11 protein-coding genes are annotated in these 12,828 nt (G+C 73.4%); 2 read left to right on the top strand and 9 right to left on the bottom strand.

Annotation, left to right across the window (positions count from 1 at the left end; all coding sequences use genetic code 11):
* Positions 1-65: 65 nt before the first annotated feature.
* The 4 genes from FH715_RS04030 to FH715_RS04015 form a co-directional block, all read right to left on the bottom strand.
* On the bottom strand, positions 66-854 hold the full coding sequence (locus tag FH715_RS04030) for an ABC transporter ATP-binding protein (protein WP_211367419.1): 789 nt from the start codon (positions 852-854) through the stop codon (positions 66-68).
* A gap of 197 nt (positions 855-1,051) precedes the next feature.
* Complete coding sequence (locus FH715_RS04025; RefSeq protein ID WP_425472659.1) at positions 1,052-2,086, bottom strand: FecCD family ABC transporter permease; 1,035 nt, start codon at positions 2,084-2,086, stop codon at positions 1,052-1,054.
* A 125-nt stretch (positions 2,087-2,211) separates the two neighbouring features.
* Positions 2,212-3,255: a FecCD family ABC transporter permease gene (locus FH715_RS04020; RefSeq protein WP_246108534.1), complete on the bottom strand. Its 1,044-nt coding sequence runs from the start codon at positions 3,253-3,255 to the stop codon at positions 2,212-2,214.
* A 138-nt stretch (positions 3,256-3,393) separates the two neighbouring features.
* A complete protein-coding gene (locus FH715_RS04015) occupies positions 3,394-4,146 on the bottom strand; it encodes an AraC family transcriptional regulator (RefSeq protein ID WP_246108533.1) in 753 nt (250 codons plus the stop codon).
* Between the two features lie 271 nt (positions 4,147-4,417).
* Between FH715_RS04015 and FH715_RS04010 the strand changes: the two genes are divergently transcribed.
* Together FH715_RS04010 and FH715_RS04005 are read left to right on the top strand one after the other, a co-directional pair.
* Positions 4,418-5,416: an ABC transporter substrate-binding protein gene (locus tag FH715_RS04010; protein ID WP_139640706.1), complete on the top strand. Its 999-nt coding sequence runs from the start codon at positions 4,418-4,420 to the stop codon at positions 5,414-5,416.
* A 1-nt stretch (position 5,417) separates the two neighbouring features.
* Positions 5,418-7,223, top strand: coding sequence for a siderophore-interacting protein (locus tag FH715_RS04005; RefSeq protein ID WP_139640704.1), 1,806 nt, complete (start codon positions 5,418-5,420; stop codon positions 7,221-7,223).
* 61 nt (positions 7,224-7,284) lie between these two features.
* On the opposite strand, the gene FH715_RS04000 is transcribed toward FH715_RS04005, so the two are convergent.
* The 5 genes from FH715_RS04000 to FH715_RS03980 form a co-directional block, all read right to left on the bottom strand.
* On the bottom strand, positions 7,285-8,124 hold the full coding sequence (locus FH715_RS04000) for a type 2 periplasmic-binding domain-containing protein (protein ID WP_139640702.1): 840 nt from the start codon (positions 8,122-8,124) through the stop codon (positions 7,285-7,287).
* Entirely contained in the window at positions 8,112-9,077 is a 966-nt protein-coding gene (locus FH715_RS03995) for a glycoside hydrolase family 113 protein (RefSeq protein ID WP_139640700.1), read from the bottom strand. The genes FH715_RS04000 and FH715_RS03995 overlap by 13 nt, the downstream gene beginning before the upstream one ends.
* Positions 9,078-9,243: 166 nt before the next feature.
* On the bottom strand, positions 9,244-9,897 hold the full coding sequence (locus FH715_RS03990) for a response regulator transcription factor (protein ID WP_139640698.1): 654 nt from the start codon (positions 9,895-9,897) through the stop codon (positions 9,244-9,246).
* Positions 9,894-11,126 carry a sensor histidine kinase gene (locus FH715_RS03985; RefSeq protein WP_139640696.1) on the bottom strand — a complete coding sequence of 411 codons (1,233 nt, stop codon included), beginning with the start codon at positions 11,124-11,126 and terminating at the stop codon, positions 9,894-9,896. Before FH715_RS03985 ends, FH715_RS03990 begins: the two co-directional genes overlap by 4 nt.
* A 136-nt stretch (positions 11,127-11,262) precedes the next feature.
* Positions 11,263-12,684 carry a DUF6055 domain-containing protein gene (locus FH715_RS03980; protein ID WP_139640694.1) on the bottom strand — a complete coding sequence of 474 codons (1,422 nt, stop codon included), beginning with the start codon at positions 12,682-12,684 and terminating at the stop codon, positions 11,263-11,265.
* Positions 12,685-12,828: the final 144 nt, after the last annotated feature.

Below are 12,828 nucleotides of genomic sequence, written 5' to 3'. Positions count from 1 at the left end.
GGAGTTTCCGCCGCGCGCCCCACCGCGCGCCCTCGTTGCCCGGGCGCGCCCGTTGTTCCGCGCGGTCAGGCGGGGCGGATCGGCTCGTCGGGGACCACGACGGGGGCGCCGGTGACGTCGTCGACCAGGACCCTGGCGGTCAGCCCGAACATGGTGCCGATCAGCTCGGGCGTGACGATGTCGCGCGGGTCGCCCCTGGCGATGATCCGGCCCTCGCGCATGGCGACGAGATGGGTGGCATAGCGGGCGGCGTGGTTGATCTCGTGCAGGACGGCGACGACGGTCCGGCCCGCCTCCCGCAGCTCGCGCATCAGCCGCAGCACCTCGACCTGGTGGCCGATGTCCAGGAAGGTGGTCGGCTCGTCGAGGAGGAACAGCGGGGTCTCCTGGGCCACCGCCATCGCGATCCAGACGCGTTGGCGCTGTCCGCCGGAGAGTTGGTCGACGCGGCGGTGGGCGAGGTCCAGGACGCCGGTGGAGCGGAGGGCGTCCTCCACCGCCCGCGCGTCCTCGCGCGACCAGCCGCGCAACACGCTCTGGTGCGGGTAGCGGCCCCGGGAGACCAGGTCGTGGACGGTGATGCCGTCGGGCGCCGTCGAGGACTGCGGCAGCAGGCCGACGCGGCGGGCGACCTCCTTGGCGCCGTACCGGCGGATGTCCTTCCCGTCCAGCAGCACGCTGCCGCCGCGCGCGGCGTGCAGTCGGGCCAGCGCGTGCAGCAGGGTGGACTTGCCGCAGGCATTGGGGCCGATGATGACGGTGAGTTCGGCGTCGGGGACGTCGAAGTCCAGCCCGGGGAGTACGTCCCGGGCGCCGTAGCCCACGCGCAGCTCCCGGGCGGAGAGCCCCGGCACGGGGGCTCCTTCCCCCTGCCGGTTCGACTGGTAAGTGCCGTTCACTTTGTCAGGTCCGTTCCACTGGTGAGGTTCGCTCGACTGGTCAGGGCTGCTGTCAACGGGTAGAGGCTTTCAACTGGTAAGACCTAGTGGCTCACGCCGTTCGGCCCGTTGCCGCACCCGTCGTCGCGCCCCGCTGTTCCGCTCGTCGTCCGTCACGAGCGTCTCGACTCCACGACCAGCAGCCAGACCAGATACAGGCCGCCGAAGCACACGGTCACCGCGCCGACCGGCAACACGACGCCGGAGATGGCGTGTTGGGCGGCGACATCGGAGGCGAGCAGCAGCAGGGAGCCGACCAGGGCGGCGGAGGGCAGATCGACGGAGCCGCCCCGCCGGGTGATGCGGCGGGCGATGTGCGGCGCGGCCAGCGCGACGAACGAGATCGGCCCGGCCGAAGCCGTGACCAGCGCCGTCGTCACGACGCCGAGCAACACGAGGACGGCCTTGGCCCGTTCGACCGGCACGCCGAGCGCCGCGGCCGTGGTGTCGCCCAACTCCAGCTGCCGCAGCCACCGCCCGGCCAGCGGCAGCACGGCGGCGACGGCGAGCGCCGCTCCCCCCGCGAGCGCCAGCGTGGTCCAGTCGGCCCGGGTCAGCGTCCCGGCGCCCCACACCGCGGTCCGCAGCGCCTGCTGCTGCTCGGCCTTCACGAAGAACCACGAGTTGAGCGACGACAGGAACGTCCCGACCGCGATGCCGACGATGAGGAAGCGGAACCCGGAGAGACCCCGCCGGAAAGCGAGCACGTAGACCAGTACCGCGGTTGTCACCCCGCCCAGCAACGCCCAGGCGGAGAGCGCGACATAGCTGGTCGCGCCCAGCAGCACGGCGGCCACCACTCCGGTGAACGCACCCGAGTTGAACCCGATGACGTCGGGGCTGCCCAAGGGGTTTCTGGTCAGGGACTGGAAGACGGCGCCGCTGACGCCGAGCGCGGCGCCGAAGAGCACGGCGGCGACGACGCGCGGCAGCCGCCACTCCAGAACCACCGTGCGCAGCGTGCCCTGCTCCCGGCCGCCGAGCACGGACACCAGCTCGGGGAGGGTGACCTGCGCGCGCCCCAGGGTGAGGGCCAGCGCGGACAGCGCCAGCACGAGCAGCGCCAGCAGGCCGCGGACCAGCAGCGGCCCCACCGCCAGCCGCGCCGAGAACCGGCCGCGCCTGAGCACCAGATAGCCGGGGGCCACCGACTCCGACCGTTCCCTCCTCCCCTGGTCAAGCCTCCCCTGGTCAAGGAACTGGTCAGGAACCTGTTCAGCCGTCTGGTCAGACGTTGGGCCTGTGCTCGCTTGACCAGTCGCCGACGTTCCGTTCACAGCGCGCTCGCCCTTCGCAGATGGACCATGACGATCAGCATCGGAGCGCCGAGCAGCGCCACGACCACGCCGACCTGCAACTCGCCGGAGCCGACCATGACCCGCCCCAGCACGTCGGCCGACAGCACCAGCGCGGGCCCGACCAGCAGGCACATCGGTAGGACCCAGCGGTAGTCGGGACCGGTGAGCCAGCGCACGGCGTGCCCCACCATCAGCCCGACGAACGCCAAGGGACCGGCCGCCGCCGTCGCCGAGCCGCAGAGCAACGTCACGGCGAGGACCACCCCGAGGCGGGTGAGCCCGACCCGGACGCCGACCGCGCGGGCCAACTCGTCGCCGAGCGAAAGGGCGTTGAGCGGACGCGCGCAGGCCAACGCCAGCAGCAGGCCGGCGCAGATCCACGGCGTGACGGCGCCGACGGTGCCCACCGGCCGGTCGGCGAGGGTACCGACGTCCCAGAACCGCACCCGTTCGAAGGTCTCGGTGTCCAGCAGCGCCAACGTCTGGGCGAGCCCGACCAGTACCGACCCCAGGGCGAGGCCCACGAGGGTGAGCCGCAGCGGCGTGGGGCTGCCGCGCCCCTGGGAGGCGATCAGGTAGACGGCGGCGGTGGCCGCCACCGCGCCCGCGAAGGCGAAGTACAGATACTGGTCGACGCGGGTGACGCCGAGGAACGCGACGGAGAGCGCCACGGCGAAGCCGGCGCCCGCGTTCACCCCCAACAGGCCGGGGTCGGCGAGGGGGTTGCGGGTCAGGCCCTGCATCAGCGCACCGGAGACGGCGAGCGACGCGCCGACCAGCAGGCCGAGCGCGGTGCGCGGCACGCGCAGGTCACGGACGGCGATGTGTTCGGGCGAGCCGTCGTGCCCGCCGAACGCGCCGAGCACGGAGCTGAGCGGCACATGGGTGGAGCCGACCATGATGCTCAGGGCGACGGAGAGGACCAAAGCGGCGGCGGCCAGCAGAAGCGCGAGCAGCCGTGTCCTGGTGCGGCCCGCCGGCGGCTCTCGCCCCACGCCCGCGGCCTCGTCGTCCCCCACGTCGCGCGTATTGACCAGTCGTTCACGGTGGTCAGGTCCACGGTGGTCGGCCGCGCACTGGTCAGGTCCACGGTGGTCGTGCCGGCTCTCGCCGGCGGCCACACGGCGGGTTGAAGGATGCTCGTTCATATCTGCCCGCTACGCGACCCGGTCCGACAGCGCTATCCGCGGGTCGCGGCGCAGCTCGTCCGCGTCGACCTCGCACTCGCGCGCCAGGGCGCGCAGCAGTCCGGAGCGCGTCGTGTAGCCGGCGCGCGCCGCCGCCAGCGTGGCCGGCGTGCCGGCGAGCAGCTCGGGTATCGCCGAGTTGAGCCGGGCGCGGGTGCGCCAGCGGGCAAAGGCGAGGCCGGTCTCGGCGAGGAAGAGCCGCTGCACCTGCCGCGCGCTCATGTGGTGGCGGCGCGCCAGCCGCTCCAGGGTGTCGGGGTGGCGCAGCGCCTCCCGCGCGATGGCGCGTGCCACCGGGTGACGGGGCTCGACCAGCGGGAAGTACCGCGCGCAGGCGGCGCGCAGCGCCTCGCCGAGTGCCCGGCGGAACGGCGCGATCTGCGCCTCCGTGGTGGGCGCGGCCCCCAGCAGCACCGTCGTCACCCGGCTCACCTCCGGCAGCGCCGGCAGGCGCATCACCGGGCCGGGGGGCGCGTCCTCCGCGTCGAGCAACGGCCCGAGCACCAGGCCGCCGTCCGAGACGCGGACGGCGTGCGGCACGCGCGCGGCAAGCCAGACGCTCTCGCCCGCCGCCAGGCGGTAGGCGGCCCGGTCGCCCGCGGTGAAGTGGGCCCGGCCGCTCACGACATAGACGAGGTGCGGCAGTTCGTGCTGGTGGGTGTCATGGCCGACGAACCGGATGGCGTGCTGCGGCACCACGGCGGCCAGCGGGGAGAGGGTCACGTGGCTCCTCCACGGTGAGCGGTGTTACGGGGTCTGCGGGTCTGCGGTGTTACGGGGTCTGCTGGGTCTGCTGGGTCTGCTGGGTCGCGAACGATCGTCGTCCGGCGGCGGCGTCGGCGGCGGCGCGACGGCCCCGTCCGGTCGAGGACGTCAGATGCGGCAGCGAACGTGTCGCCCTGGGACCGCCCGAACGGAGAAACTGAGGTTAGCCTAACCTCAGTTTCGATCGGCAGCATATGCCATTTGTCATCATTCGTCTTCCGAGGTCGTCATGAAGCCCCCTCTCCGGCCCGCCCGTTCCGTCCCCGCCGCACTTGCCCTGGCCACGGCTCTCGCCCTGGCCGGCTGCTCCTCGTCCGACGACGGGGACGGCGGCGGCTCCGACTCCGCGACACGGACCGTCGCGACCGACCAGGGGGACGTCCAGGTGCCCGAGGACCCGCGGCGGGTGGTCGTGTTGAACCACGCGCTTGCCGGTTACCTCTACCACCTGGACGTGCCCGTCGCCGCGATCACCCCCGAGGCCTCCGACCAGGGCGAGGGCGCCTTCTCCGACGCCTGGGCCGCGGCGGCCGAGGAGGACGGCACGACCTTCCTCCCGTGGTCGATCGACGGGTACGACATGGAGGCGATACTGGAGGCCGACCCCGATCTGATCGTCGGCGGCGGCCTCGGGCTACCGCTCGTCCAGGCTGAGGAGGCGTACGACGAACTGAGCGGAATCGCGCCGACCGTACTGGTCGGCGGCGAGTTGGACACCTGGCAGCAGCAGCTGTCCTTCCTCGCCGAGGACGTCTTCGACAGCCCTGAGCGGCACCGGGAGATGGTGGCCCACCACGAGGAACGGGTGGCGGAGGTACGCGACACGATCACCCCGCCGCCGGGCCCCGCCGCCTACCTGTCGATCACCGCCGACAACACGCCCTACGTCCTGATCGAGGACCAGGGGGTGCCGGCCGTGCTGGAGGAGGTCGGGATCGAGGCCGCGCCGCTCTTCGCCGAGGGCGGCTTCGAGCCGTACACCAGCGGCGGCGACATGTTCGAGCTGTCCACCGAGCAGATCGCCGGCACGCTGACCCAACCCACCCTCTTCATCGCGGGGTTCAACGCGGACACGACCGATGTCGCGACCCTCTCCGAGCAGCCGGCGTACGCCTCGCTGCCCTCGTTCGAGTCGGGCGACGCGCACGACCTGCCGTACTGGGTGGTGCGCCCCGACTACGACGACGCGCTGGCGCTGCTCGACATCATCGAGGAGTTGTTCGGCTGAGATGGCGGCACGCACTCTGGTGACCCACCCCCTGGTGCTGCGCCGGGTCGAGGTCGCCCGCACCGAACGGATCAACGCGCGCACGGTCCGCGTCACACTGACCGGGGAGCAGCTGGGCGCGTTCCCCGCCGCCGGTCGCGAGCAACCAGCCTTCGCCTCACCGGCGTTCGACGACCATGTCAAGCTCGTCCTCACGGACGGCGGCCGGATCGAGGACGCGCTGCCCGTCCAACTCCCGCACGGCATCGAGTGGCCACGCGCGGAGCACCGGCTCTACCGCGACTACACCCCCAGGCGCGTCGGGGACGGCACGCTCGCACTCGACTTTGTCCTCGGGCACGACGGGCCGGCCGCCGACTGGGCGCAACGTGCCCGTGCGGGCGACGAGTTGTGGTTCGTCGGGCCCAAGTCCTCCACGGTGCTGCCGAAGGAGCTGGACTGGATCGTGCTACTCGGCGACGAGACGGCGCTGCCCGCCGTCGCCCGCTTCCTGGAGGAACGGCCCACCCTGGCGCCCGCCGACCTCTACCTGACGGTCAGTCACCGGGAGGCCCGTATCGACCTGCCCACCCGCCCCGGCGACCGGGTGCGTTGGATCGAGGACCCGGAGCACGACCCGGCTCTCCCGCTGCGGCTGGTCCGCGCGCACCCCTGGCGCGAGGGCGCGGGGTACGTCTGGGGCGCGGGCGAGAGCCGCGCGCTGCTGCCGGTGCGCCGCCACTTGCGGAACGAACTCGGCCTGACCGCCGACCGGATCAACATCACCGGCTACTGGCACGCACGGTCCCCGGAGGCGGCGGCCGACCCGGCGGGGGGCCTGGTCGGCCGCCCGCCCCGGACGGCCGACCTCCCCTCGGACGCCCTCGCCTGGTTCGCGGTCCGCGCCGCGCTGCGTCTACCGGTGCTGGACACCCTGGCCGGCGCCGGCGCCCTGGACGTCGAGGCGCTCTCCGTGCGAGTCCGCGTGCCAAGGGACCGGCTGGAGGCGTTGTTGCGCGTCCTCGTCCGTCACGGTCTGGTGGAACTCACGGACGACACCGCCGCGTTGACCGCGACCGGCGAGGCGCTGGCACACGACGAGCACGCGCGGGAGCGCTTCGACGGCTTCGACGGCCAACTGCTGCTCTCCCTGGCCTCGTTGGACGAGACGCTGCGAAGCGGCACCCCGGGCTGGGCACTGTCCCACGGACGCACCGTCCACGAGGCAGCCGCCGAGGACACGGAGCTCTACGGAGAGTTGGTGGAACGGGCGGAGTCCCTGGCGTTCGTACTGGACGCGTTGGCCGCCGATCCGGTGGTGGCCGGCGCGGCCAGCGTGGTCCTGCACGGCCCGGGTGCGGCTGCCGTCGCCAACACCTTGCGCGACCGCGGCGTCCGGGCCGCACTGACGGTGACCGGTTCGGCGGAGGCGCGGCGCACGCTCCGGCCGCTGGTCAGTGACGAACGGGTCGCGTTCGGCGGCGAGTTCGGCGAGGAGACCGGCGAGCCGTCCGGTCGGTTCGAGGTGGCGGTGGCCGCGCTCTCCCTCGCCCACCGCACGGACGACGAGGCACGGCGGCTGCTGGCGCGGGCACGTCGCGCCGCCGGGACCCTGCTGCTGGTGGAGTCACCGCGCCCGGACGAACTCGGCCCGGCCGCCGCTGACCAGCGGCTGCTGCGGATGGCCCTGACCGGGGTGCCGTCCCGCTCGCCCGAGGCGGTAGCCGAGCTGGCGACCGCCGCCGGCTGGCGCCTGGCGCGCACCCTCCCGCTGGGCTGGGGCTACGCCGCCCTGGTGCTGACGGACGACGGGCCGGGGCGGGGCTGACGGGACGCGGACGGTCCCAACCGGCCCTGCTCCAAGCCTGGTTGGGCCGCCCGGGGCGCCGTCAGCGCGCCGCACGGATGGAGTCGCCCAGCTCGCCGAGGAACGCGTCCGCTGCCTGCTCGGGCGTGGCGTCCCCGAAGAGCACCTGCTGGTTGTAGCGGCTGAGCAGTAGGGCGACATCGCTGGCCCCGCCGGGGGTGAGGGGCGGCGTCGGGCCGATCTCGCCGCTCATCTCCTCGGCGAAGGCCAGCACGTGCCGCCCGTTGTCGTCCACCCGGCCGCGGACCGCCTCCATGAACGCGGGGTTGCCCGGCTCGCCGCGTTCCAACCCGAAGATCTCGGCGACACGGACGTCGTTGCTGAGGAAGTCGATCAGCAGCGCGGCCTCCGCCGGATGGTCGGAGGTCGAGGAGGCTGACCAGTACATGGTGGGCTTCAGGTACTGGTACCCCGGCGCGGTGTCCGCGTCCGCCGGCCAGTCGGCCAGGGCGAAGTCGTAGTCGGGAGCGGCCTCCTGGAACGCGGTGAACTGCCCGGCCGAGATGAGGGCCATCGCCACCGTGCCGACTACCACGTTGGACTGGTCAAGTGGCAGGCCCAGGCTCTCGCTGAGCTGGGCCACGGAGGGGGCGGCACCGCTCCCGATCAGGTCGAGTTCGCGCTGCCAGTAGGCGGCGAGCACCTCCGGCTCGACGGCCGGGTTCCCCTCCCGGTCGTACAGCTCCCCGCCGTGCTGGCGCGCCCAGACCGTGAGGCTGAAGGCGTCGGCGCCGAACGGCAGCACCCCGTGGGCGGCGCCGTCGGCGTCGCTCCGCCGGTGCTGCCCGGGCGGGAGGGGTGGGCCGGGCGGTTCACCGCGGCCGACGGCGGACGGTGAGCGGCGAACGGCTATCCGTCCCACGCGCCGTAGCGCCGGGCGACCTCGTGGAAGGCCGCCTTGGGGCGACGTTCGCCGGTCTCGGTGACGGCCACCAGTCCGAAGCCGGCCCGGTCCAGGTCGGTCGCGGGGTCGTCCCGGTGCGGGAAGTCCGGCATGGCGTAGGTGAAGACGAAGCAGCCGTGGACGCCCTCCGCCGCGTAGAGCGCGATGAGTTCGCCGAGGTAACGGGCCTGGACGGACTCGTCGCGGGGGTGCGGGCGCCGGATGCGCGGGGTCGCTGAGTACCAGTTGACGATCTGGAAGGAGGCGGCGCCTCGCGCGTCGGCCCCGGTGAAGGCGCCGCAGCCGAACTCCGTGATGACCAGGGGCTTCTCACACGACCTGACCAGTTCGCGCAGGCGGGAAACGTAGCCCTCCCGGTTGCCGGCCGAACGGTAGAGGCTCACGCCGACCAGGTCGAAGAGTGACCAGTCGGGGTTCTCCCAGCCGGCCGCCGCGTAGCCGAGCGGGCCGTGGAACCGGCGTCGGGCCGTGGCGGCGACCGCCGCGAGCAGGTCGTTCAACCGCCGTTCCACCCGCCGTCGCAGCAGCCGGCGGAACCGGAGCACCACCCGCAGCCGCACGAAGGACCAGGGACCCGGCACGATGCCGGGCGCGGTGTGCGAGAACTCGCTGCCGACCAGCAGCGTCACCCGACCCGGGTGGCGCAGACGCAACTCCTCGGCCAGCCCGGCGAGTTCGTCGAGACGGGCGAGTTGGGGCGCGCGTCGCAGGTCGGGGATGTTCGGCCGCAGATATACGTCGAGCCCTGTGTCGAGGGCGAGTCGGGCCGCGGCGGCGAGCCGGTCCGCATCGGGGCCGATCAGCATCACGGTGGTGCAGCGCAACTCCCGTGCGATGACACGAAGATCGCGCCGCAGCGCGTCCTCGGTCGCGTCGCCCACGAGATAGGAGATGCCACGGACGTTCAACACGGGGCGACCTCCAGGGGGTCGGGGGCGTTCGGCAGGGGGGTGAGGGTGGATGCCCGGAACTCCGGGGTGGCCGTCCAGGTCGGGGCCTCCGCCGGACGGCCACCATCGGGTCGGTCGACCGACCACCCGTAGACCCCCTGTCGGCCGGGGGGAATCGGGCCGTTTCCTAGCGTGGGGGCCGCGCGTCGTGGGCGAGCAGGGCCAGCTGCACCCGGTTGTCCAGTTGCAGCTTGGTCAGGGCACTGGACAGATGGGACTTGACGGTGCCGAGGGAAAGATGGAGCCGGGTGGCGATCTCGGCGTTGGAGAGGCTGTCGGCGACGGCGTCGGCGACCGCGCGCTCCCGTTCGGTGAGGACGGCCAGCCGCCGCCTGGCCCGTTCCGCCCGCCGGTCGTCGCCGGTGCCGCTCGCGGCGTGGGTGATCAGGGCGCGGGCGGCGGCGGCCGACAGCGCGGGCTCGCCCCTGGCGGCGCCGCGCACCGCGTCGACGATCTCCTCGGGTGCCGCGTGCTTGACCAGATAGCCGGCGGCTCCCGCCCGAATGGCCTCAACCACCAGCCCGTGCTCGTCGAAAGTGGTCAACACGATGACCCGGGTGGACTCCTCGCCCGAGAGCGCGCGGGTGGCCGCCAGTCCGTCCATGACCGGCATCCGGATGTCCATCAGCACCACGTCGGGGGTCTCGCGCCGCACCGCCTCGACCACCTCCGCGCCGTTGGCGGCCTCGCCGGCCACCTCGACGCCCTCCGCCCCCCGCAGCAGCATCCGCAGCCCGGCGCGGACCAGCGGGTCGTCGTCGGCCAGCAGCACTCGGATCATGACCTCACCTCGCCGGGCCACGGTAGCCGGGCCCGCAGTGTGAACACGCCGTGCTCGGCGGCGTGTTCGAGCGTTCCGCCGTCCAGTCTGACCCGTTCGGCCAGGCCGGTGAGCCCGGCTCCGGCGCCCGGGATGGCGGTGCGGTCCGCGCCGCCGGCGCGCAGCGCGTTGCGAACCTCGACGGTCAGCCCGCTGCCCGGTGCCCCGGTCAGCCGCACCTCCACCGGGGCGCCCGCGGCGTGCTTGCGCGCGTTGGTCAGCCCCTCCTGCACCAACCGGTAGACGGTGCGGTGGAGTTGGGTGCGCAGCCCGGCGAGCGCCGACGCGTCGAGTGCGCGGTGGACCGTGACCGGCTGGCCGGCCGCCTCGGCGTCCGCCACCAGCGCGTCGATGTCCTCGATCCGTCGCAGCAGCGAGACCGGGCCGCCCTCGCCGTCCTCCGCGTCGTCCTCGGCCCGCAGCAGGGAGAGCACCTCGCGCAGCTCGCCGACGGCGGCGTGCGCGTTGCCCCTGATCACCTCGGCGCTCTCGGCGACCTCGGCGTCGCTGAGCGCCGGGCCGCCGCCTTCGGACGCCGCCCGGCGCGAACGGTAGGCGAGCGCGCCGGCGTGCACGGAGAGCAGCGAGACCCGGTGCGCCAGCACGTCGTGCATCTCGCGGGCGATCGCCCGTCGTTCGGCCCGGCGGGCCTCGACCAGGCGGCGCGCGTGCTCGGCGCGGTCCCGCGCGGCGTCGGCGCGCAACCGTTCCACCAGCAGCCGCCGCGAGCGCAGCCCATAGCCGAGGGCGGCTGCGGCCAGCAGATAGGTGCAGCCGAACGCGAGGTCGAACCACAGGTGCCCCTCGCTGGTGGACACCAGCGCCCCCGAGGGCACCACCGTCACCGCGTAGAGAGCGAGCAGCTGAAGGACGCGGCGCCAGGGAGCGCGCAGCATGAGGTTGACCAGGATCACCGCCCCCGCCGGCAGGGCGCTGCTGGCCAACGCGACGGTCGGCACGCCGATCAGCGCCACCGTCAGCGGCAGGCGCCGGCGCCACCACAGGGCCAGACAGGCGACGAGGCCGAGCAGCGGGTCCCACTCGGCGACCCAGTCGGGCTGCTCGCCGCTCTCCTGGACGACGCCGAGGACCACGAGTCCGCAGAGGACGGCGGCGCAGAACAGCGCCGCGTCGAGCGCCCACTGGCGCGGGTTCCGCCGGGCTCTGAGGGCCCCCACCTCGCTGCTCATCGCCCCGAGCCTAGGTGGCTGAGGCGGCCCAGCGCCTCAGCCACCCGGCCACTGTCGACCGGCCACCCGGCCACCCGGCCACCGTGGACCGGCCCCCGGCCGACCCGCGCGGGTCGGCCGGGGCAGGACCTCGCGGTCACTGCGCCGGGGAGGCACCCTGGATCGTCAACTCGTACGGGAACGGGTCACCGACGCCGACCTGGCCGGCCGGGTAGTTCCGGTGCTCGGACGGGGTGGCGGCGACGACCAGCATCAGATGGGTCTCACCGCCCTGGAGGCCGAAGCCCGCCGTCTCGCCGGGGCCGAAGGCTTCGCTGTAGCGGACGGAGAAGTCGGGCGAGACCGCGGCGAGCCGGAACCGCCAGTCGGCGCCGGAGAGGTCGGAGGCGCCGGTCAGACTGACGGAGACCTGGTCGCCGCTCGGGTTCAGCTGGATGGTGTTGTGCCCGTACTGGTGCGGCGCGTCGCTGTCCGCGATGCGGTAGCGGTCGCCGCCCAGGCTCTGGAGCGGGTCGGTGTGCAGCGGGCGGTAGTCGCCGCCGCCTGTCCACAGGTCGCCGCGGATCAAGTCACCGTCCACGAAGTCGTAGACGACCTGCCGCGAGGTGTACTCGGCGATCAACGCGGCGAACGCCTCGTGGTCGAGACCGAGAACGCGCTTGACGGTGTCGATGGGGTGCTCGCCCTGTTCGGCTTCGTACCAGAACTGGTCGATCACGTCCGGACCGTAGAGCTCACGGATCGTGTTGAACAGCATCCAGTCGCCGTAGTAGGTCTCCTGGGAGAGCCAACGATAGTGCTGCCTGTCGATGATGTAGCCGGAGCCGACGACGACCTCGGGGCGCTTCATCCGGGCCATGTAGTTGGCGTGCGCTTCCCAGACCGGTCCGGCGGCCGTGTTGCCCGCGCCCCAGCCACCACCGTGGCCGGCCGCGATGTTGAGGTCGACGGCGTAGATCTGCAGCACATGGTTGAACTCGTGCGACTCGACCCACTCGTCCCAGACCTTGTCGTACGGCAGACACATGTGGCCGAGCCCGATGTCGTCGCCCCCCGCCCAGTTCGCCGGCGGTAGGAAGTCGCCCGACCAGGTGCCGCAGAGATGGAGGTTGATCCGGTACTGGGAGCCCACCGGGTGGTCGGCGGGGTCGACGAAGCCGACCTCGTCGACGTAGTACGCGTAGATCTCGTCCATGTGGTCGGCGACCCACTGCGGATAGTTGTCGATCCCGCGGTTCTCCCGGCCCCACGCGACGGCGTCGACCGCGTCGCCCCAACGGACGGCGAAGTGCTCGGACTCGGCGACGTTCCCCGTCTCGGCGCCCGCGTCGACCATGAACTGGGGAGCGCGCGTCTGCTTGTCCGCCCGGGTCCCGGGGTCCGACTCCGTGGCGAGGGGGTAGGCGGTGGCGGTCTCGGGCGTGGTGGCGGACCCGGGCGGGGCGCCGGCCGAGGCTGCGGGTCCGGTGAGCACGCCGGCGGTGGCGAGCGCGAGGACGAGGCCGAGGCCACGGCGGCGCCGGCCGGAGGCGGGGAGCGTGCGCAGTCTTCGGAACATCGATCAACCTTCCCGTCGCGGGGGTGGGGACGGCCGAACGGCGACGCGGGGCCACCGCCGGCCCGGGCGGGGAACTGGCGGACCCGCCGGGCCCGCGTACCCCGGTTGCCGCCGGTGGGTGGGAGGTTGCCGCGTCCTATCCTC

It is taken from the genome of Streptomyces sedi (assembly GCF_006335015.1).
Taxonomy (GTDB): Bacteria; Actinomycetota; Actinomycetes; order Streptomycetales; family Streptomycetaceae; genus Streptomyces; species Streptomyces sedi.
The sequence above is the reverse complement of the archived record's forward strand: the minus strand, read 5'-3'. Positions and strand labels throughout refer to the sequence as shown.

Excerpts from the sequence above, each read along its gene's own strand:
- FH715_RS04010 (WP_139640706.1), top strand. The coding sequence starts at position 4,418 with ATGAAGCCCCCTCTCCGGCCCGCCCGTTCCGTCCCCGCCGCACTTGCC.
- FH715_RS04005 (WP_139640704.1), top strand. The coding sequence starts at position 5,418 with ATGGCGGCACGCACTCTGGTGACCCACCCCCTGGTGCTGCGCCGGGTC.
- FH715_RS03990 (WP_139640698.1), bottom strand. The coding sequence starts at position 9,897 with ATGATCCGAGTGCTGCTGGCCGACGACGACCCGCTGGTCCGCGCCGGG.
- FH715_RS03985 (WP_139640696.1), bottom strand. The coding sequence starts at position 11,126 with ATGAGCAGCGAGGTGGGGGCCCTCAGAGCCCGGCGGAACCCGCGCCAG.
- FH715_RS03980 (WP_139640694.1), bottom strand. The coding sequence starts at position 12,684 with ATGTTCCGAAGACTGCGCACGCTCCCCGCCTCCGGCCGGCGCCGCCGT.